The 21665-nt window shown below is 73.2% G+C and carries 14 protein-coding genes; all 14 read left to right on the top strand.

Annotated features, from left to right (window positions below; translation table 11 throughout):
• Nucleotides 1-273 precede the first annotated feature (273 nt).
• The 14 genes from NPS70_RS06750 (at nucleotide 274) to NPS70_RS06685 (ending at nucleotide 21665) form a co-directional block, all read left to right on the top strand.
• Nucleotides 274-1293 (top strand): rod shape-determining protein, encoded by a 1020-nt coding sequence (locus tag NPS70_RS06750; protein WP_256523389.1) that lies wholly within the window; start codon nucleotides 274-276, stop codon nucleotides 1291-1293.
• A 146-nt stretch (nucleotides 1294-1439) separates the two neighbouring features.
• Entirely contained in the window at nucleotides 1440-2522 is a 1083-nt protein-coding gene (mreC, locus tag NPS70_RS06745; protein ID WP_256523117.1) for a rod shape-determining protein MreC, read from the top strand.
• A gap of 18 nt (nucleotides 2523-2540) precedes the next feature.
• Nucleotides 2541-3212 carry a rod shape-determining protein MreD gene (gene mreD / locus NPS70_RS06740; protein ID WP_256523116.1) on the top strand — a complete coding sequence of 224 codons (672 nt, stop codon included), beginning with the start codon at nucleotides 2541-2543 and terminating at the stop codon, nucleotides 3210-3212.
• Nucleotides 3213-3228: 16 nt separating this feature from the next.
• Nucleotides 3229-5400, top strand: coding sequence for a penicillin-binding protein 2 (mrdA, locus tag NPS70_RS06735; RefSeq protein ID WP_256523115.1), 2172 nt, complete (start codon nucleotides 3229-3231; stop codon nucleotides 5398-5400).
• Nucleotides 5401-5403: 3 nt separating this feature from the next.
• Nucleotides 5404-6603 (top strand): rod shape-determining protein RodA, encoded by a 1200-nt coding sequence (rodA, locus tag NPS70_RS06730; protein WP_256523114.1) that lies wholly within the window; start codon nucleotides 5404-5406, stop codon nucleotides 6601-6603.
• 56 nt (nucleotides 6604-6659) lie between these two features.
• On the top strand, nucleotides 6660-8174 hold the full coding sequence (locus NPS70_RS06725; RefSeq protein ID WP_256523113.1) for a CYTH and CHAD domain-containing protein: 1515 nt from the start codon (nucleotides 6660-6662) through the stop codon (nucleotides 8172-8174).
• 153 nt (nucleotides 8175-8327) lie between these two features.
• Nucleotides 8328-10253 (top strand): TIGR03960 family B12-binding radical SAM protein, encoded by a 1926-nt coding sequence (locus NPS70_RS06720; protein WP_256523112.1) that lies wholly within the window; start codon nucleotides 8328-8330, stop codon nucleotides 10251-10253.
• A gap of 374 nt (nucleotides 10254-10627) precedes the next feature.
• Entirely contained in the window at nucleotides 10628-11407 is a 780-nt protein-coding gene (locus tag NPS70_RS06715; RefSeq protein WP_256523111.1) for a TIGR03936 family radical SAM-associated protein, read from the top strand.
• A 232-nt stretch (nucleotides 11408-11639) separates the two neighbouring features.
• Nucleotides 11640-15563 carry an Rne/Rng family ribonuclease gene (locus tag NPS70_RS06710; protein ID WP_256523110.1) on the top strand — a complete coding sequence of 1308 codons (3924 nt, stop codon included), beginning with the start codon at nucleotides 11640-11642 and terminating at the stop codon, nucleotides 15561-15563.
• Between the two features lie 372 nt (nucleotides 15564-15935).
• The gene (gene rplU, locus NPS70_RS06705; RefSeq protein WP_256523109.1) at nucleotides 15936-16256 is read left to right on the top strand and encodes a 50S ribosomal protein L21; all 321 of its coding nucleotides are present in this window, start codon (nucleotides 15936-15938) and stop codon (nucleotides 16254-16256) included.
• A gap of 14 nt (nucleotides 16257-16270) precedes the next feature.
• A complete protein-coding gene (rpmA, locus tag NPS70_RS06700) occupies nucleotides 16271-16525 on the top strand; it encodes a 50S ribosomal protein L27 (RefSeq protein ID WP_164333991.1) in 255 nt (84 codons plus the stop codon).
• Between the two features lie 136 nt (nucleotides 16526-16661).
• A complete protein-coding gene (gene obgE / locus NPS70_RS06695; RefSeq protein ID WP_256523108.1) occupies nucleotides 16662-18098 on the top strand; it encodes a GTPase ObgE in 1437 nt (478 codons plus the stop codon).
• A gap of 279 nt (nucleotides 18099-18377) precedes the next feature.
• The gene (galE, locus tag NPS70_RS06690) at nucleotides 18378-19358 is read left to right on the top strand and encodes a UDP-glucose 4-epimerase GalE (protein WP_256523107.1); all 981 of its coding nucleotides are present in this window, start codon (nucleotides 18378-18380) and stop codon (nucleotides 19356-19358) included.
• Between the two features lie 267 nt (nucleotides 19359-19625).
• Nucleotides 19626-21665, top strand: a complete 2040-nt coding sequence (locus tag NPS70_RS06685; RefSeq protein WP_256523106.1) for a glycosyltransferase family 4 protein — start codon at nucleotides 19626-19628, stop codon at nucleotides 21663-21665.

Below are 21665 nucleotides of genomic sequence, written 5' to 3'. Positions count from 1 at the left end.
CGCGTCGGGGAATTCCTGACAAAGCATCAGCCATACAGGGGTCTTGACTTGGGGCGACCGAAGGAATTTCGGTCGCCTCAGGTCTACGCACGGGTATTGCGGGAACGCATGGCTACAAAGCATCGTCACCACATACAGAGGTGGACCAGCGCGCAGTGTCCGTGCCTACGGCACTACGATGTAAGCCTCCACGCCACAGCACCCACCTCGCCATCCTGATTAGCCATCAACGCTCGATTTGGGAAGGCCAGACGCATCCTCATGGGGAACAACATGTCGTTCATCGGCCGTGACATGGCTGTCGACCTCGGGACCGCCAACACGCTGGTGTACGTCAGAGGCCGGGGGATCGTTCTCAACGAGCCGTCCGTCGTCGCGATCAACACCAACACGGGCGGCATTCTCGCGGTCGGAGCCGAAGCGAAGAAGATGATCGGCCGGACGCCCGGCAATATCGTCGCCGTCCGGCCTCTGAAGGACGGCGTGATCGCCGACTTCGAGATCACCGAGCGGATGCTCCGCTACTTCATCCTCAAGATCCACAAGCGTCGCTACCTCGCCCGGCCGCGGGTCGTGGTCTGCGTCCCCTCCGGTATCACCGGTGTCGAGCGCCGTGCCGTCATCGAGGCGTCCACCCAGGCGGGCGCACGCCAGGTGCACATCATCGAGGAGCCCATGGCCGCCGCCATCGGCTCCGGGCTGCCCGTCCACGAGGCCACCGGCAACATGGTCGTCGACATCGGCGGCGGCACCACCGAGGTCGCCGTGATCTCCCTCGGAGGAATCGTCACGGCACAGTCCATCCGGGTGGCGGGCGACGAGCTCGACAACGCGATCATCCAGCACATCAAGAAGGAGTACTCGCTCCTCCTCGGTGAGCGCACCGCCGAGAGCATCAAGATCACCATCGGGTCCGCGTACGAGCTGGACAAGGACGAGCACACCGAGATCCGCGGGCGCGACCTGGTCTCCGGGCTGCCCAAGACGGTCGTCATCTCGGCGGCCGAGGTCCGCAAGGCCATCGAGGAGCCCGTCAACGCCATCGTCGACGCCGTGAAGACGACGCTCGACAAGTGCCCGCCCGAGCTCTCCGGCGACGTCATGGACCGCGGGATCGTCCTCACCGGCGGCGGGGCGCTGCTGCGGGGCCTCGACGAGCGCCTGCGCCGCGAGACCGGCATGCCGATCCACATCGCCGAGGACCCCCTCGACTCCGTGGCCCTCGGCTCCGGGAAGTGCGTCGAGGAGTTCGAGGCGCTCCAGCAGGTACTGGACGCACAACCGCGTCGTTAGGCGTCACGGGTGCGCCCCCCCCGGGGCGCACCCTCCGCCGTACGGGGCAGCGGACCCCGGCCGGGGGCGCCCCGCTCCCGGCCGGTCCGCAGCACCGTCTGCACCACCGACACCCCATACCGACGAGGAAGGCACGGCCGCCGCACGTGAGGGACACACGAGAGAGCCGGCTGCTCCTGGTGCTGCTGATCGCCATCGCGTTCGCTCTGATCACGGTGGACATCCGCGGCGGCGAGGAGTCCCCGGTCGACGGAGCCCGGCAGGCGGCGGCCACCGTCTTCGGACCCGTCGAGAGCGGGGTGGCGGCCGCGGTCGACCCGATCGGGAACGCCATCGGCGCGGTCCGCGACTCCGGCGAGCGCCACGACCGCATCAGCGAGCTGGAGCGGCAGAACGCGGAACTGAAGCAGCGCCTCGGCAGCGACGACCGCAACCGCAGCAGGCTCCGCGAACTCGACGGGCTGATCCGCACCGCGGCAACCGGCCAGTACGGGGTCAAGGGGGCCGAGGTCGTCGCCATAGGAGCGGCCCAGGGCTTCTCCTGGACCGTCACCATCGACATCGGCTCCGACGACGGCATCCGCCGGGACATGACGGTCCTCAACGGCGACGGGCTCGTGGGCCGGGTCACCACCGTCGGCCCGCGTACGTCCACCGTGCTCCTCGCCAACGACCCCGACTTCACCGTCGGCACCCGCATGGAGAAGACCAGCGAACTCGGCTTCGCCACCGGCCAGGGCGACCGGCCGCTGCTGGTCCAGATGCTCAACGGCAAGGCCAAGGTCAAGAAGGGCGACCGGCTGGTCACCTTCGGCTCGCAGGCGAACAAGCCCTTCGTCCCGGGGGTCCCGGTCGGCGAGGTCGTCCGCGTGGACCCCTCCGGCGGGGCCCTCACCCGCAACGTCTACGTCCGCCCGTACGCCTCGTTCAGCAAGCTCGACATCGTCGGCGTGGTCGTCCAGGCACCGGACACCGACCCGCGCGACATGGTCCTGCCCCCCAGGCCCGCGAAGCCCAAGCCGACGCCCACCGTCACCGTGACCGTCACCCCGGGGGCGGACGGCACCCTCGAAGGCGGCGCACAGGAGCAGGGCGAACTCCCGCAGGGCGCCGCCGAGCGGCGGCTGCCCGACGGCACGGAGCAGCCCCCCGCCACCGGGGAGGCAGCAGGCGGCACCGGCGCCGATCCGCCCGGGGGTACCGCCCCCGACGGCCAGGACGACGAGTAGTAGGAGCTGATCCGACCCATGCGCTTCAACCGGATGCTGCTCTCCACGACCCTGGTCGTGGTCGCGCTCGTCGTCCAGGTCACCGTCCTGGCCCGCCTCCAGCTGCCCGGAGCCGTCCCCGACCTGCTGCTGCTCACCGTCCTCGGACTGGCGATGGTCTACGGCCACGTCGCCGGGGCCTTCATCGGCTTCGGGGCGGGCCTGCTCGCCGACCTCGCCCCGCCCGCCGACCACGCCGCCGGACGCTACGCCCTGGTGCTCTGCGTGATCGGCTACCTGGCCGGCCTGGTCCGGCCGGAGAACGGCCAGCCCCTCCGTTCGGCGGTCGGGCCCATGCTCGTGGTCGTCGCCGCGGCCGTGGGCTCCACCCTCCTGTACGCGGGCGTCGGAGCGCTCGTCGGCGACACCGCGGCCCGGCACGTCGGGCTCGGCGGCCTGCTGTTCACCGCCGCCGTCTACGACCTGCTCCTCGCGCCCTTCACCGTGCCGCTGATCATGTGGCTGGCCAGACGCAGCGACAACGACCCGCTCGCCGAGGGGCAGGGCTCCACCGGCTCCGACGTGGCCTCCGGCTGGCTGTCCTCCGGAACCGGCCTGCGGATCGGCGCCCAGCGCAGCGGGCTGAGGATCAAGGCCGCCAGGACCCGGGCGTCCAGGGCGGGCCGCATCAAGGGCGTCAAGCGACTGTGACCGAGGGGGCAGCAGCGTGAGCAACATCCCGGAGACCGGGCGGACCCCCAGGGTCCAGACCCGGCTCGTCATCATCCAGGTCCTCGTCGTCTCCCTCCTGCTGACCCTCGGGGGCCGGCTCTGGTACCTCCAGATCCGCAACGGCGACGAGTACGCCGACGAGGCCAACGGCAACCATGTGCAGAGGGTCGTCCAGCCCGCCGTCCGCGGCGCCATCCTCGACGCCCGCGGTGTGCCGCTGGCCGACAACGAGACCCGTCTCGTGGTCTCCGCCTCCCGCACCGAGCTGATGAAGATGAAGGACGACGGTGAGGCCGTCCTCACCCGCCTCGCGGGGGTCCTCGGCATGGAGCCGAAGGAGGTCATGGACAAGGTCCGGCTCTGCAACGCCGAGACGCCCCAGCCCTGCTGGAACGGCTCCCCCTACCAGCCGATCCCCGTCACCGACGAGGCCACCACCCAGCAGGCCCTCCAGATCCGCGAGCGTTCCGAGGACTTCCCCGGCATCACCGCCGAGCCCACCGCCGTGCGCCGCTACCCCGCCCCCGTCGACGCCCGCACCTCCCAGGTGCTGGGCTACCTCTCGCCCGTCACCGACGAGGAGATCCAGAAGGCCAAGGACACCGACTCGCCCTATCTGCGCTCCGACCAGGTCGGCCGCTCCGGCCTGGAGCGCACCTACGACAAGGAGCTGCGCGGCCAGGCCGGTGTCACCTCCTACGAGGTCGACAAGCTCGGCCGGGTCATGGGGGAGTCCGAGTCCGACCCGGGGGTTCCCGGCTCCAACCTGGTGACCAGCATCGACGCCCGCGTCCAGGCCGTCGCCGAGGCCGAGCTCCACGAGGCGATGAAGACCGCCCGCACGCAGGTCGACAAGATCACGGGCCGCCCGTACGAGGCCGACGCCGGTGCCGTCGTGGTGATGGAGTCCAGGACGGGGCGCGTCATCGCGATGGCCTCCCAGCCGGACTACGACCCCAACTCCTGGGTCGGGGGCATCTCCGCCAAGGACTACGCGAAGCTCACCGGCAAGGACTCCAACTACCCCCTGCTCAACCGCGCCATCCAGGGCCAGGCGGCACCCGGCTCCATCTTCAAGGTGGTGTCGGCCAGTGCCGCCGTCCGGGCCGGCTACGACTTCAACGACCGCTACAACTGCAGCAGCTCCTACAGCCTGGGCAGCCGCAGCTTCGCCAACTTCGAGTCCCAGGGCCACGGCCCCATCACCCTCGGCGAGGCCCTGAAGTTCTCCTGCAACACCGTCTTCTACGCCCTCGGCCACCAGGAGTGGAAGCGCGACGGCGGCATCAAGCCGAAGAAGGACGCCCACGACTGGTTCTACCGGACCGCCCACGACTTCGGGCTCGGCTCCGAGACCGGTATCGACCTGCCCAACGAGGTCACCGGCCGCATCCCGGACCGCCAGTGGAAGAAGGACTTCTGGACGGCCAACAAGGACGCCTGGTGCAAGCAGGGCAAGAAGGGCGGCACCTACGTCGAGCAGATCGCCTACGAGAACTGCCTGGAGGGCAACCAGCTGAAGGCCGGTGACAGCATCAACTTCTCCATCGGGCAGGGCGACATCCTGGTCACCCCCATCCAGATGGCCACCGCCTACGCCGCCATCAGCAACGGCGGCACGCTCTACGACCCCACCATCGGCAAGGCGGTCATCAGCCCCGACGGCAAGAAGATCACCGAGATCCCGCCCACCTCCCACGGCAGGCTGCCGATAGGGAAGAAGACCATCGAGGACCTCGACAAGGGCCTGCTCTCCGTCGTCGGCCCCGGCGGCACCGCCTCCTGGCGCTTCGGCGGCTGGCCCCAGGACAGGATCCCCATGCGCGCCAAGACCGGCACCGCCCAGGTCTACGGCAAGCAGACCACCTCGTGGTTCGCGACCTACACCGACGACTACACCATCGTGATGACGATCTCCCAGGGCGGCACCGGCTCCGGCGCCTCCGGACCGGCGGTCCGCAACATCTACGAGGCCATGTACGGCCTGGACGAACAGGGCAACCAGGACCTCAAGCGCGCCCTGCTGCCCGCCCCGCAGAAGGGACTGCCGAAGATCTCACCGGACGGAACGATCGACGCACCCGAGATCAGGCCCTATGTACCCCCCGCGCCGGAGGACGGGACGGGCACCGAAGTGCTTGCGGGACCGCCCGCACGGAGGGACTAGGACATGACAGGCGCAGGCGGGTTCTCCGTCTCCGGATACGGCCCCGAGCGCGGCGGCCTGTGGGCCCGGCTCAGCGCACGGGACTCCGTCGTCCGCCGGCTCGACTGGCCGCTGCTGCTCTCGGCGCTCGCACTCTCGTGCATCGGCAGCCTGCTCGTCTGGTCCGCCACACGCGGCCGCACCGAGCTGAACAACGGCGACCCCTACCACTTCCTCATGCGGCACAGCCTCAACTTCGGCATCGGCCTCGTGCTCATGATCGCCACCGTGTGGCTGGGCCACCGGACCCTGCGCGGCGCCGTGCCCGTGCTCTACGGACTCTCCGTGGTGCTGGTCCTGCTGGTGCTCACCCCGCTCGGCGCCACCATCAACGGCGCCCACGCCTGGCTCGTGATCGGGGGGCTGTCGCTCCAGCCCTCCGAGTTCACCAAGGTCACCATCATCCTCAGCATGGCGATGATGCTCGCCGCCCGCGTCGACGCCGGCGACCAGCTGCACCCCGACCACCGCACCGTCGCCAAGTCCCTCGCCTTCGCCGCGCTCCCCATGGGCATCGTCATGCTCATGCCCGACCTCGGCTCGGTCATGGTCATGGCCGTCATCGTGCTGGGCGTCCTGCTCGCCTCCGGCGCCTCCAACCGGTGGATCCTCGGGCTCATCGGCACCGGCGTCGGCGGCGCGGTGCTGGTCGCCGTGCTCGGACTGCTCGACGAGTACCAGATCAACCGCTTCGCCGCCTTCGCCAACCCCGAACTCGACCCGTCCGGAGTCGGCTACAACACCAACCAGGCGCGCATCGCCATCGGGTCAGGCGGGCTCTACGGCGCCGGCCTCTTCAACGGCGCCCAGACCACCGGCCAGTTCGTCCCCGAGCAGCAGACCGACTTCATCTTCACCGTCGCCGGCGAGGAACTCGGCTTCGTCGGAGCCGGCCTCATCCTCTTCCTCCTGGGCGTCGTGATGTGGCGCGCCTGCCGCATCGCCCGCGAGACCACCGAGCTGTACGGCACGATCGTGGCCGCCGGCATCATCGCCTGGTTCGCCTTCCAGTCCTTCGAGAACATCGGCATGGCCATGGGGATCATGCCCGTCGCCGGGCTGCCGCTGCCCTTCGTCTCCTACGGAGGCACCTCGATGTTCGCCGTCTGGATAGCGGTCGGACTGCTCCAGTCGATCCGGGTGCAGAAACCCATAAGCGCCTGACCCCGGACGGGCGGCGCGCACTCCCGCGCCGCCCGCCGGGGGACTAGATTCGGGGCATGGCGGACACCAAGCGCGAGATCGAGCGGAAGTACGAAGCCACCCCCGGCGTCCGGCTCCCGGACCTCACCAAGGCGGGCATCGCCCGGATCGAGGAGGCGGCGACCACCGAGCTGGACGCCGTCTACCACGACACGCCCGACCTCCGCCTCGCCGCCCACGGCATCACCCTGCGCCGCAGAACCGGGGGAGCGGACCCCGGATGGCACCTCAAGCTCCCCGTCGCCCCCGGCGTCCGCGACGAGATCACCACCGAGTCCGCCGACGCCCTCCCGGGGGAACTGGCCGACCTGGTCCGCTCCCGGACCCGCGGGGCCGACCTCGTCCCCGTCGTCCGGCTGCTCTCCTCCCGCGACGTCCACCGCCTGCTCGACGAGGACGGCACCGAGCTCGCGGAACTCAGCCGCGACACCGTCGTCGCGGAACGGCTGCACGGCCGCCGGGCGACCGCCCAGTGGGACGAGATCGAGGTCGAACTCGCCGAGGACACCGACCCCGCCCTCCTCGACGCCGTCGACAAGCGCCTGCGCAAGGCCGGGCTCCACCGGGCGGCCGCACCCTCCAAACTCGCCCGCGCCCTCGCCGAGACCGGCGCCGCCCCCGCCCCGTCCCCCCGGCCCGGCACCCCCCGCACCGCGGGCGACCACGTCCTCGCCTACCTCCACGAGCAGGCCGAGGCCCTGCTCTCCCACGACCCCGGCGTCCGCCGCGACCTCCCCGACGCCGTCCACCAGATGCGGGTCGCCACCCGCAGACTGCGCAGCGCCCTGCGGACCTACCGGAAGATCCTCGACCGGGAGGCCACCCGCCCGCTCGTCGACGAACTGAAATGGCTCGCCGGCGAACTCGGCGCCGCCCGCGACCAGGAAGTGCTCGCCCACCGCCTGCGCGCCCGGGTCGCCGAACTCCCCGGCACCCTGGTGCTCGGCCCCGTCGAGGCCCGCCTCACCGCCTGGGCCGTCTCCGGCGACACCGACACCCGGACCACCGCCCTCGCCGCCCTCGACGGCGAGCGCTACCTGAGGCTCCTCGACGCCCTCGACGCCCTGCTCGCCGACCCCCCGCTGCGCAAGGCCGCGCGCACCGACCCCGAGGCCGCGCTCCCCGACGCCGTGCTGCGCGAGTACGGCCGTGTGGCGGACCGGGTGGAGCACGCCCTCGACCTGGCCCCGTCCACCGAGCGGGACACCGCCCTCCACGAGGCCCGCAAGGCGGCCAAGCGCGCCCGCTACGCGGCCGAGGCCGCGACACCGGCCCTCGGCAGGCCCGCACGCCGCTTCGCCAAACGCATGAAGGCCGTCCAGAAGGTCCTCGGCGACCACCAGGACAGCGTCGTCGCCCGCGACACCGTCCGCGGACTCGCCGTCGCGGCGGACGCCGCGGGGGAGCCCTCCTTCACCTGGGGGCTGCTCTACGGGCACGAGGAGGCCCGCGCCGCCGCGCGGGAGACCGAGCTGCCCGAGGTGTGGAGCCGCGCCGCGGACCCCGGCCTGCGGGCGGCCCTGCGCTCCTGAGCGGCCCCGGGCCCGCCGCCGCGGCCCGTCCGCCCCGCGGCCCCGGGCGGCCCGCCGCGGGGCCGCCCGGGCCGTTGCCGGGAGCCGTACGGCGGGCCCTTCGGGCCGCGCTACGCTTGAGAGTCGCCCCCGCCAGCTCCACGAAGGTTCCTGATGTCTGCCGAGTCGGTCTTCCCACAGCTCGAAGCTCTGCTCCCGCATGTGCAGAAGCCCATTCAGTACGTCGGCGGTGAGCTGAACTCCACCGTCAAGCCGTGGGAGTCCTGCGACGTCCGCTGGGCCCTCATGTACCCCGACGCCTACGAGGTCGGCCTGCCCAACCAGGGCGTCATGATCCTCTACGAGGTGCTGAACGAGTGCGACGGCGTCCTCGCCGAGCGCACCTACAGCGTCTGGCCGGACCTCGAACAGCTGATGCGCGAGCACCGTGTGCCGCAGTTCACCGTGGACTCGCACCGCCCCGTGCGGGCCTTCGACGTCCTCGGCCTGAGCTTCTCCACCGAACTCGGCTACACCAACATGCTCACCGCCCTCGACCTCTCCGGCATCCCGCTGGAGTCGAAGGACCGCACCCTCGACGACCCGATCGTGCTCGCGGGCGGACACGCCGCCTTCAACCCCGAGCCCATCGCCGACTTCATCGACGCGGCGATCATCGGCGACGGCGAGCAGGCCGTGCTCGACATGACCGAGATCATCCGCGCCTGGAAGGCCGAGGGGCGGCCCGGAGGCCGCGAGGAGGTCCTCTTCCGCCTCGCCAGGACCGGCAACGTGTACGTCCCCGCCTTCTACGACGTGGAGTACCTGCCCGACGGCCGCATCGGCCGCGTGGTCCCCAACCGCTCGGGTGTGCCGTGGCGCGTCTCCAAGCACACCGTGATGGACCTCGACGAGTGGCCCTACCCCAAGCAGCCCCTCGTCCCGCTCGCCGAGACCGTCCACGAGCGGATGTCCGTCGAGATCTTCCGCGGCTGCACCCGCGGCTGCCGCTTCTGCCAGGCCGGCATGATCACGCGCCCCGTACGGGAGCGGAGCATCACCGGCATCGGCGAGATGGTGGACAAGGGCCTGAAGGCGACCGGCTTCGAGGAGGTCGGCCTGCTCTCGCTGTCCTCCGCCGACCACTCCGAGATCGGCGAGGTCGCCAAGGGCCTGGCGGACCGGTACGAGGAGGACAAGATCGGCCTGTCCCTCCCCTCGACCCGGGTCGACGCCTTCAACGTGGACCTGGCCAACGAGCTCACCCGCAACGGCCGCCGCTCGGGCCTCACCTTCGCCCCCGAGGGCGGCTCCGAGCGGATGCGCAAGGTCATCAACAAGATGGTCTCCGAGGAGGACCTGATCCGCACCGTCGCCACCGCCTACGGCAACGGCTGGCGCCAGGTGAAGCTGTACTTCATGTGCGGCCTTCCCACCGAGACCGACGAGGACGTGCTGCAGATCGCCGACATGGCGATGAACGTGATCCAGAAGGGCCGCGAGGTCTCCGGATCCAACGACATCCGCTGCACGGTGTCCATCGGCGGGTTCGTCCCCAAGCCCCACACGCCCTTCCAGTGGGCGCCGCAGCTGTCGGCTGAGGGGACGGACGCGCGCCTGGAGAAGCTGCGCGACCGGATCCGCGGCGACAAGAAGTACGGCCGCTCCATCGGCTTCCGCTACCACGACGGCAAGCCCGGCATCGTCGAGGGGCTGCTCTCCCGCGGTGACCGCCGCGTCGGCGCCGTCATCCGGGCCGTGTACGAGGACGGCGGCCGCTTCGACGGCTGGCGCGAGCACTTCTCCTACGACCGCTGGATGAGCTGCGCCGGCAAGGCACTGCCGGAGTTCGGCGTCGACATCGACTGGTACACGACCCGCGAGCGCACCTACGAGGAGGTCCTGCCCTGGGACCACCTGGACTCCGGTCTCGACAAGGACTGGCTCTGGGAGGACTGGCAGGACGCCCTGGACGAGACAGAGGTCGAGGACTGCCGCTGGACGCCGTGCTTCGACTGCGGGGTGTGCCCTCAGATGGACACCCACATCCAGATCGGCCCCACCGGCAAGAAGCTGCTCCCGCTGACGGTCAAGAAGTAGCCGCGGCCGGCGCCCGTGCCGCCCGGGGCGGGGCCGGGGCGCTCGCCGGCCCCCGGGCGGACCGCGCCGGGCCCCTTCGCGGGCCGGCGTGCCGGTGCGCGGGGAGGCTCCTCCCGGGCACGGGCGGCGCCCGCCGCGGTCCAGCCCGTGCCCGGCATGCCGCGGCAGGCGCGTAATCTGGGGGGAGACAACACCACAGACCGTTCCCGGCGCGGCGGCCGGCACCGAGATCTCCCTGCGCGAGCGGGGGTGAGCCGACCGGCCCCCGCGGGAACCCCGCACGCCGTGGGCGGTGCGCTCACGCGCCCGCTCCGCACCGAGGAGAAGAACCCCTGGGCAAGCGACAGCCCGAAGGTCCGCCGCCCGCACCTGCGGTGCAGCGCATCCGCTTGTGCTACACCAAGCGCGGCCGCCTCCGGTTCACCAGCCACCGTGACTTCCAGCGCGCCTTCGAGCGTGCGTTGCGGCGCGCCGAGGTACCCATGGCGTACTCGGCGGGCTTCACCCCGCATCCGAAGGTGTCGTACGCCAATGCCGCTCCCACCGGCACGGGCAGCGAGGCCGAGTACCTGGAGATCGCGCTCACCGAGCACCGGGACCCCGGCGCCCTCCGTGTCCTGCTGGACGAGTCACTTCCGTCCGGACTGGACATCACCGACGCCGTGGAGGCCCGTACCCCGGGACTGGCCGACCGGCTGACGGCCTCGGTCTGGGAGCTGCGGCTGGACGGTGTCCCGCAGGAGGAGGCCGAGAAGGCCGTGGCCGCCTTCCTCGCCGCCGGGACCGTCGAGGTCCAGCGGAGGACGAAGAACGGCATGCGGACCTTCGACGCCCGCGGCGCCGTGGCGGCGCTCGACGCGGCTCGTCCCCAGGCTGATAGGCCGGTGGACGGGCCCTGTGCGATACTGCGGCTGGTCGTTCGGCACGCGACACCCGCCGTGCGACCCGACGACGTCCTGTCCGGTCTCCGAGCTGTGGCCGACCTGGCGCCGCCGGTCCCCGCAGCGGTGACCAGGCTGGCGCAGGGGCTCTTCGACGAGGAGTCCGGCACGGTGACCGACCCGCTCGCGCCCGACCGCGAGGCAGCTCCGGCCGCTCCATCCACGGCCGCCGGGACCGCCTCAGCGACGGCGCCGGAAGGTCCCGCCGCGTAGGGACGGTCGTCGAAGCGCGGCTCTGGCACTCGGGAGCCACCTGGGTCGGGCCGCGCAAGGACACAGGAGACTTTCGCCAGGCCGTGCGCACAAGGCGTACGGAACCGGCGAGCCATACATCAGCTCCCGTGCGGCGCCCGCGCCCCGGACGGCGGCACCGCGCACCATGCGCGGGACCGCACCGGACCGGACCAGGCGCGGCGCCCGGGAGCGCGACGGGAGAAACGCCCGCATGCTCGAACAGCCGAACGAGTCCGGCACCGCCGGATCCGCACAGTACGAAGACAGCGCGAGCCCCAGCGACACGCTGCCGCCGCGCCGCCGCCGCAGGGCCGCCTCGCGCCCGGCCGGCCCGCCCGCGGGAGCGGCCGAGGCCGTCGGCGCGGTGTCGGAGCCGCGGCCCGAGCCCGCCTCCGAGGCGGGAACCCCGGAGGCCGTTCCGGCCCCGGAGGAGGCGCCCGCCCCGCGTACGCGGCGCCGGGCCACCCGCAAGGCCACCGCTCCGGCGGGTGCGCCGAAGGCGGAGGAGGCCGTCGCGCCGGTGGAGGCCGTGGAGGAGGAGGCGGCTGCGCCGCGTGCGCGTCGCCGTGCGGTGCGCAAGCAGGCCGCCGCCGCTCCGGCCGAGGTGGCGGAGTCCGCCGCGGAGACCGCTGAGGAGCCCGCCCCGGAGGCGGGTGCCGAGCCCGTCGCGGAGGAGGCGCCCGCCCCGCGTACGCGGCGCCGGGCCACTCGCAAGGCCACCGCTCCGGCGGGTGCGCCGAAGGCGGAGGAGCCGGCGGTCGAGGCTGCCGCGGAGGCCGCCGAGGAGCCGGCCGCGGTGGAGGAGCCTGCCGCGCCGCGCCGTGCACGGCGCCGTGCGTCCGCTCCGGCGGGTGCGCCGAAGGCGGAGGAGGCCGTCGCGCCGGTGGAGGCCGTGGAGGAGGAGGCGGCTGCGCCGCGTGCGCGTCGCCGTGCGGTGCGCAAGCAGGCCGCCGCCGCTCCGGCCGAGGCGGTGGAGTCCGCCGCGGAGACCGGTGAGGCCCTTCCGGAGAGCGCCGTGGAGCAGATCGCCTCCGAGGAGGCCGAGGTGGAGGCCGCGGAGAAGGCCGCGACCCGGGGCCGTGCGCGCCGGCGGGCCGCTTCGCCCGAGTTCACCGCCCAGTCCGGCGATGCCGCCCCGGCGCAGTCCCGCGGACGTCGTGCCGTGCGGCCCGCCGTGCCGACCTTCCAGGCCCCGGTCTTCGCCGAGCCGATGTTCCAGACCCCTGAGACGGCCGCTGCCGCCGCCGCTGCCGCCGCCGTGCAGCAGGAGGAGGAGCCGGAGGAGCAGCCGGCCGCCGAGGCGCCCGCCGTCGAGCAGCCCGGCCGCCGCCGTCGCCGCCGCCGGGGGGAGCAGGCCGAGCAGGCCGAGGCCCCGGCTCCTGCCGCAGAGGCCGCCGAGGAGGAGTCCGGGGACGAGGCCGAGGCGGAGGCCGAGCCCGCCGCGGGTGACGAGGCCGACGACTACGAGGACCGCCCGTCCCGCCGCCGTCGCCGTGGCGGGCGCCGCCGTCGCCGTGGTGGGGAGGCCGAGGCCGAGGAGGCCGCCGAGGCCACGTCCGAGGAGGAGTCCGTCGAGGACTCCCAGGAGGACGGCGAGGAGGACGAGGGCGAGGAGTCCGGTGACGCCACGCCGTCGGCCGCCGGCACCTCCGGCAGCCGCCGTCGCCGCCGCCGTCGCCGCCGCAGCGGTGACGCCCCCGCGGAGGCCGACGGAACCTCGGACGACCCGGAGCGCACGGTCGTCAAGGTGCGCGAGCCGCGCAAGAAGGACGAGCCCAGCGACGAGGTCCAGTCGATCAAGGGCTCGACCCGGCTGGAGGCGAAGAAGCAGCGCCGCCGCGAGGGCCGCGAGCAGGGTCGCCGCCGGGTGCCGATCATCACCGAGGCGGAGTTCCTCGCGCGCCGTGAGGCGGTCGAGCGGGTCATGGTCGTCCGCCAGAGCGGCGAGCGGACCCAGATCGGTGTGATGGAGGACGGTGTCCTCGTCGAGCACTACGTGAACAAGGAGCAGGCCACCAGCTACGTCGGCAACGTCTACCTGGGCAAGGTCCAGAACGTCCTGCCGTCCATGGAGGCCGCCTTCGTCGACATCGGCAAGGGCCGCAACGCGGTCCTGTACGCGGGCGAGGTCAACTTCGAGGCCCTGGGCATGGCCAACGGGCCGCGCCGGATCGAGGCCGCGCTCAAGTCGGGCCAGTCCGTGCTCGTGCAGGTCACCAAGGACCCGATCGGGCACAAGGGCGCGCGGCTGACGAGCCAGGTCTCCCTGCCCGGCCGCTACCTGGTCTACGTGCCCGAGGGATCGATGACGGGCATCAGCCGCAAGCTGCCCGACACCGAGCGCGCCCGGCTGAAGACGATCCTCAAGAAGATCGTCCCCGAGGACGCGGGCGTCATCGTGCGCACCGCCGCGGAGGGTGCCAGCGAGGACGAGCTGCGCCGTGACGTCGAGCGGCTCCAGTCGCAGTGGGAGGACATCCGCAAGAAGGCCAAGAGCGGCAACGCGCCCACGCTGCTCTACGGCGAGCCGGACATGACCGTCCGGGTCGTCCGCGACATCTTCAACGAGGACTTCTCCAAGGTCGTCGTCAGCGGTGACGAGGCGTGGGAGACGATCCACGGCTACGTCTCGCACGTGGCCCCGGACCTGGCCGACCGCCTCCAGCGGTGGACCAGCGAGAGCGACGTCTTCGCCGTCCACCGGATCGACGAGCAGCTGATGAAGGCGCTGGACCGCAAGGTCTGGCTGCCCAGCGGCGGCTCCCTGGTGATCGACAAGACCGAGGCCATGGTGGTCGTCGACGTCAACACCGGGAAGTTCACCGGCCAGGGCGGCAACCTGGAGGAGACCGTCACCAGGAACAACCTGGAGGCGGCCGAGGAGATCGTGCGCCAGCTGCGCCTGCGCGACCTCGGCGGCATCGTGGTGGTCGACTTCATCGACATGGTCCTGGAGTCCAACCGCGACCTGGTGATGCGGCGCCTGCTGGAGTGCCTGGGCCGTGACCGGACCAAGCACCAGGTGGCCGAGGTGACCTCGCTGGGCCTGGTGCAGATGACCCGCAAGCGGGTGGGCCAGGGGCTGCTGGAGTCGTTCTCCGAGACCTGCGTCCACTGCAACGGGCGCGGTGTGATCGTCCACATGGAGCAGCCCGCCGGCAGCGGTGGCGGTGGCGGCGGCAAGCGCGCGAAGAAGCGCGGCCGCGGCGGCGCCTCGGAGCACCACGAGCACGTCCACGAGCAGGAGGCCGCCGAGGCTCCGGCCGCGTCGGAGGCCGGGGCGGGCGCCGAGACCGCGGAGGAGGTCGCTGCGGAGGCCGCCGCCCCGGTGGCGCTCGCCGAGCCCGCGTTCGGTCCGGACGAGGAGCTCTACAGCAGCGTGGCCGAGGCGGAGGCTGCTGCCTCCCGCGGGCGCGGTCGCCGGCGGGCCACCCGCAAGGCGACGGCCCCGGCGGGTGCGCCGAAGGCCGCGGAGAGCGCCCCGGAGCCGGTCGCCGAGGCCGCACCGGAGCCGGTCGAGGAGCCTGCCGCGGCGCCCGCGCCGGAACCGGTGGTCCCGGCCGCCGAGGAGGCGGCCCCCAAGGGCCGCGGGCGCCGCAGGGCGACGCGCAGCGTGTCCGCCCCCGCCGCCGCTCCCGCGCCGACGGAGGCGACCGTCGTGGAGCCTGCCGCGGTGCCGGAGTCCCCGGCCGAGCCGGAGTCCCCGGCAGCGGAGGCTCCCGCGGCGGAGGAGGCGCCCGCCGCTCCGGTCCGCGCCCGGCGCCGTGCGACCCGCAAGGCCACGGCCCCCGCGGGCGCGCCCGCGGGCGGCGAGGAGGCAGCCGTGGTGGTCGTCTCCTCCGCTCCCCGGTCGGAGGGCGAGCCCGTCCCCGAGGAGCCGGAGGCGTCCGGGGCCGAGGCGGCGGAGGCGGCGCCCGCGGCCAAGAAGGCCGCGCGGAAGACGGCGAAGAAGACGACCGCCAAGAAGGCCGCGGCCACGAAGACGGCCGCGAAGAAGACCGCCGCGAAGAAGACCGCGGCGACGGCCAAGAAGGCGGCGGCGAAGAAGACGACCGCCAAGAAGGCCGCCAAGAAGACGGTGGCGGCCGCGCAGGCGCCTTCCGGCGAGGTGTCCGTCAGCACGTCCGAGGAGTGACCGGACCGCTCCTGCGGTGCTGAGTGCGGCCCGGCCCCGTCAGGGGCCGGGCCGCACGCCTGTGCGTCGTGCGTCGGCGGGCCCGGGGCCCCGCCCCCGCCGGCACCCCCCGGCCGGGCCGCACCCCGCGGCGGGCGGGCACTCCGTACCCCTGCGGGGAACCCCCGACGGCGGGCCCGGCACCCGGTTTGACCCGCGGCAGGCCGGTCCGTAACCTTGACCCTCGGCGTGTTTCCTGTACACGTCCACTCCTGAGCATCTCCCTCCCGGCTCGGCCGGGAGAGGCCGCTCGTCCGCATCCGGATCATCGGGCCCCGGCCCGTATGGGCGGCTGGCATCAGGGGTTCCGTTCCGAGCGAGAGAGAGATCCGCGTGTACGCCATCGTGCGCAGCGGTGGTCGCCAGCACAAGGTTGCTGTCGGCGACATCGTTGAGGTTGACAAGATTTCCACCGCCCAGGTTGGCGACACGGTCGAGCTCTCGACCCTGCTCGTTGTCGACGGCGACGCCGTGACCAGCGACCCGTGGGTGCTGGCCGGTATCAAGGTCACGGCCGAGGTCGTGGACCACCACAAGGGCGCGAAGATCGACATCCTTCGCTACAAGAACAAGACCGGCTACCGCCGCCGCCAGGGTCACCGTCAGCAGTACACGGCGATCAAGGTCACCGGCATCCCCACGGCTGCGAAGTAAGGGACTGAGGAGAGATGGCACACAAGAAGGGCGCATCGTCCACCCGGAACGGTCGCGACTCCAACGCTCAGCGGCTCGGCGTGAAGCGCTTCGGCGGCCAGGTCGTCAGCGCCGGTGAGATCCTGGTCCGTCAGCGTGGCACCCACTTCCACCCCGGTGCGGGCGTGGGCCGTGGCGGCGACGACACCCTGTTCGCGCTCCTGCCCGGTGCCGTGGAGTTCGGCACCTCCCGTGGCCGCAAGGTCGTGAACATCGTTCCGGTCGCCTGACCGGTTCTCCACGAGGGGCGGACCTCACTTCCCGGCAGGGAAGCGGGTCCGCCTTTCGCGTGTTGAGAGACAGACGGACCCCTCGGTCCCTTCCGTAGTCGCGCAGTACCCATCGTTCTCACTGGAGGCACCACCCATGACCACCTTCGTGGACCGCGTCGAGCTGCATGTCGCCGCGGGTAGCGGAGGCCACGGCTGCGCCTCCGTGCACCGGGAGAAGTTCAAGCCGCTCGGCGGGCCCGACGGCGGGAACGGTGGACGCGGCGGGGACGTGATCCTGGTCGTGGACCAGTCGGTCACCACCCTCCTCGACTACCACCACAGCCCCCACCGCAAGGCGACCAACGGCAAGCCCGGCGAAGGCGGCAACCGCTCCGGCAAGGACGGCCAGGACCTGGTCCTGACCGTGCCCGACGGCACCGTCGTGCTCGACAAGCGGGGCAACGTACTGGCCGACATGGTCGGCCAGGGCACCACCTACATCGCCGCCGAGGGCGGTCGCGGCGGCCTCGGCAACGCCGCCCTCGCCTCGGCGCGGCGCAAGGCCCCCGGCTTCGCCCTGCTCGGCGAGCCCGGCCAGGCGGGCGACGTGGTGCTGGAGCTCAAGACCGTCGCCGACGTGGCCCTCGTGGGGTACCCGAGCGCCGGCAAGTCCTCGCTGATCTCGGTGCTCAGCGCCGCCAAGCCGAAGATCGCGGACTACCCCTTCACCACCCTCGTGCCGAACCTGGGCGTCGTCACCGCCGGGTCGACCGTCTACACCATCGCCGACGTGCCGGGGCTCATCCCCGGTGCCAGCCAGGGCCGCGGCCTGGGCCTGGAGTTCCTGCGCCACGTCGAGCGCTGCTCGGTCCTCGTGCACGTGCTCGACACGGCGACGCTGGAGTCCGACCGCGACCCCGTCTCCGACCTCGACGCCATCGAGGCCGAGCTGCGCGAGTACGGCGGCCTCGGCGACCGCCCGCGCCTCGTCGTCCTCAACAAGGTCGACATCCCCGACGGCCAGGACCTCGCCGACCTGATCCGCCCCGACCTGGAGCAGCGCGGCTACCGGGTGATCGACGTCTCCGCGGTGGCCCGCAACGGGCTCAAGGAGCTGTCCTTCGCGCTGGCCGAGATCGTCGCCGAGGCACGTGCCGCCAAGCCCGTCGAGGAGGCCACGCGCATCGTGATCCGGCCGAAGGCCGTGGACGACGCCGGGTTCACCGTCACCGCCGAGGCCGAGGGCCTGTACCGGGTCCGGGGCGAGAAGCCGGAGCGCTGGGTCCGCCAGACCGACTTCAACAACGACGAGGCCGTCGGCTACCTCGCGGACCGGCTCGCCCGGCTCGGCGTGGAGGAGGAGCTGATGAAGGCCGGCGCCCGGGCGGGCGACGGCGTCGCCATCGGCCCCGAGGACGACGCGGTCGTCTTCGACTGGGAGCCGACCATGCTGACCGGGGCCGAGATGCTCGGCCGCCGGGGCGAGGACCACCGCTTCGACGCCCCCCGGCCCGCGGCGCAGAGGCGCCGGGACCGGGATGCGGAGCGCGACGAGGCGCAGCGGGAGTTCGAGGGCTTCGAGCCCTTCTGAGCCCGGCGGCGTCCCGGGCCCGGCGTTCCCGGGCCCGGCGCTGCGGTCCCGGTGCGCAGGGGCAGACGCGGCGGGTTCCCCGTGCAGGCCGCCGCCGGCCCCGGACCTCGGCGGGAGGGCCGCCGAGGCCCCCGGCGGTCGCCGTGTTCCGCGGCACCTGCGGTGACGCCCTGCCACCCGGCGGCGGAGCCCGTGCCGGGGCCGCCGGACGGCGCCGGGAGGCGCGGTGGCCTCCCCCGCCCCGCCCCGGGCCGGTCGGGCTCCTCCTAGAATGAGCCGATGACGTGGATGATCACCGGCGGTGCCGGCTACATCGGTTCGCACGTGGTGAAGGCCATGGCCGACGGCGGGGAGCGCGTGGTCGTCCTCGACGACCTGAGCACCGGCGACCCGGCACGCCTCCCCGCCGGCGTTCCCCTGGAGCGCGGTTCGGTGCTGGACGGGGAGCTGGTGGCGCGGGTACTGCGCGAACACGCGGTGGACGGGATCGTCCACGTGGCCGGCAAGAAGCAGGTCGGCGAGTCCGTGGAGCGCCCGCTCCACTACTACCGGGAGAACGTCACCGGTCTCCAGACCCTGCTGGAGGCGGCCGCGGGGGCCGGGGTGCGCCGCTTCCTGTTCTCGTCCTCCGCCGCGGTCTACGGCATGCCCGACGTCGACCTGGTGACGGAGAGCACCGAGTGCCTCCCGATGAGCCCGTACGGCGAGACCAAGCGCGCGGGTGAGTGGCTGGTGCGGGCGACGGGCCGGGCCCACGGTATGGCGACCGCCTCGCTCCGCTACTTCAACGTGGCCGGAGCGGTGTCCCCGGAGCTGGGCGACACGGGCGTCTCCAACCTGGTGCCCATGGTCTTCGAGCGGCTGGACCGGGGTGAGCGGCCGCTCGTCTTCGGCGACGACTACGCCACCCCCGACGGCACCTGTGTGCGCGACTACATCCATGTCGGGGACATCGCCTCCGCCCATGTGGCGGCGGCGAGCCGGCTCGCCGTGGACCCCGCCGCCGAGCTGGTGCTGAACATCGGCCGCGGCGAGGGGGTGTCCGTCGCCGAGATGATCCGGCTGATCTGCGAGGTCACCGGCCACGCGGACACGGAGCCCGAGATCGCGCCCCGCCGCCCCGGCGACCCGGCGAGGGTGGTGGCCTCGGCCGACCTCATCCGCCGGGAGCTGGGCTGGACCGCGCGCCACGACGTGCGGCGGATGGTGGAGTCCGCCTGGCAGGGGTGGCGGCTGCGCCACCCCGGCACCCGGGGCTGAGCGCGCCCCCCGCGTTGCCCGGGGGAGCGCCCCGTCCGCCGCCGCCCGCGCGCCGTCCACGGTCGCGCGGGCGGCGGCGTACGTTCACCCGAACGGGCCTGGCGGGGAGGCCGAAGGGTGCGACCTTTCGGGCATACTGGGCGCGCGGTCGCCGGGGCCGCCGACGCCCGGGAGGCCGCCGTGCGGGCGCCGGGGAGGCCGAGGCCGCGCCCGCCGCGCACACGTGCGGGACGCCTCCCGCGCCCGGGCAGGAGTGAGCTGAGCGCCATGAAGGTCTCCTTCCTCATCCACACCGTCTACGGCATCGGCGGGACGATCCGCACCACCCTGAACCTCGCCGAGGAGCTGGCCGACCGGCACGAGGTGGAGATCGTCTCCGTCCTCCGCCACCGGGACGAGGCGGCCTTCGCCCTCGATCCCCGCCTCCGCGTCGTGCCCCTCGTGGACACCCGCCAGGGCAGCGCCGACCGGGCGGACCCCCTGTACTCCGAGCCCGCCCGCGTCTTCCCCCGCGCGGAGGCGCGGTACCGGGAGTACAGCCGGCTGACCGACGAGCGCGTCCGCGAGCACTACGCGGGCTCCGACGCGGACGTCGTGATCGGCACCCGCCCCGGGCTGGTCGCCTATGTGGCGCGGTTCGCGCCGCCGGACGCCGTGCGCATCGGCCAGGAGCACATGACGCACAACCACCACAGGGCGGCGCTGCGGGAGGAGATGTACGAGCACCTGGACGCCGTCGACGCCTTCGTCACGGTCTCCGAGGGGGACGCGAGGGCCTGGCGGGAGAAGATGCCCCTGCCCGCGACCCGGGTGCTCGCCATCCCCAACAGCGTGCCGGAGCCGGTGGTGCCCCCGTCCGACGGCACCGGCACGACGGTCGTGGCGGCGGGGCGGCTGTCCGCCGAGAAGCAGTACGACGTGCTGGTCGACGCCTTCGCCCGGGTGGCGGCCGCCCGGCCGGGCTGGACGCTGCGCATCTACGGCTCCGGCGACCGGCGGGACGACCTGCGCCGGCAGATCGACGCGCTCGGCCTCTACAACGCGGTCCACCTGATGGGGCCGCGCTCTCCGATCGAACCCGAGTGGGCCAAGGGCTGCATCGCGGTCTCCACCTCCCGCCACGAGTCCTTCGGGATGACCCTGGTCGAGGCGATGCGCTGCGGTGTCCCGGTGGTGAGCACCGACTGCGACTACGGGCCCCGGGAGATCGTGCGCGACGGGGTCGACGGCCTGCTCGTCCCCGTCGGGGACGCCGGGGCGGTGGCCCGGGCGCTGCTGCGGCTGATCGACGACGAGGGCCTGCGGCGCGGGATGGGCGCGGCGGCCCTGCGCCACGCGCGGCGCTTCGACCCGGGGGTGGTCGCCAAGCAGTACGAGACCCTCTTCGACGAGCTTGCCGCGAGCGCCGGGGAACGGGCGCCGTTGCGCGGCGCCGCCCCCGCGGCCGACTGCACGGTCGCCGAGGACGGCTCCCTGCGGGTCGACCTCCTCGCCCCGCTGCCGCCCGGCTTCGGCCCCGGGGCCCGCCTGCTGTGCGCCAGCACCGGCGCCCGGACCGAGGTCCGCTCGTTCCCCTTCGACGCGGCGGGCTCGGCCCGCGTCCCGGCGGGGGAGGACCTGCCGGAGGGGGTGTGGAGCGTCTACGCGGAGCTGCCCGGCGGATACCGCCGCCGGCTGGCGGCCCGGGTGGTGGACCAGCGCGGTGCGCTGCACGCGGCCCGGCGCCCCTTCGGGGCCGAGGGCGTGCGGGTCCTGCTGCCCTACGAGGACGAGGCCAGGGGCGGGGCGCTGGCGCTGCGGGCCTGGCACCGGCCGGTGCACGCGGAGGTCGCGTCGGTCCGCGTCTCGGGCGGCGGGGCGGTCTCGGTGGAGGGAGTCCTCTTCGGTGCGCTCGGCGGGGCCGGCGGGCCGGAGCCGGCCGCCCGGCCGGTGCTGCTGCTGCGCCGACGCGGCGCGCCGGAGGAGGAGCTCGCCTTCCGGGGCACCCGGGTGGGCCGCGACGGCTTCCGCTTCCGGTTCCCCTCGGCCGCGCCCGCCGCACGCCAGAGCACATCCCACGACGTCTGGGACCTGTACGTCCGCTGGGCTGCCGGGGGGCCCGGCATCCGGATGGCCGGGCTCCTCGACGACGTGGTGGCGAAGAAGCACGTCTACGTCTTCCCCCGGACCGTGCTGCCCAGGAGGCGGGAGGGCGGCCGTGCACGGGCCTGGGCGAAGCGGCTTCTCGGGAGGCCCGTGAAGGAGGTCCGCGTGCACGTGTATTACACGGTCTCCAACGATCTGGCACTCAACGTGGTGGACATGTAG

It is taken from the genome of Streptomyces sp. C10-9-1, assembly GCF_024497955.1.
In the GTDB taxonomy this organism is placed as follows: Bacteria; Actinomycetota; Actinomycetes; order Streptomycetales; family Streptomycetaceae; genus Streptomyces; species Streptomyces sanyensis.
The sequence above is the reverse complement of the archived record's forward strand: the minus strand, read 5'-3'. Positions and strand labels throughout refer to the sequence as shown.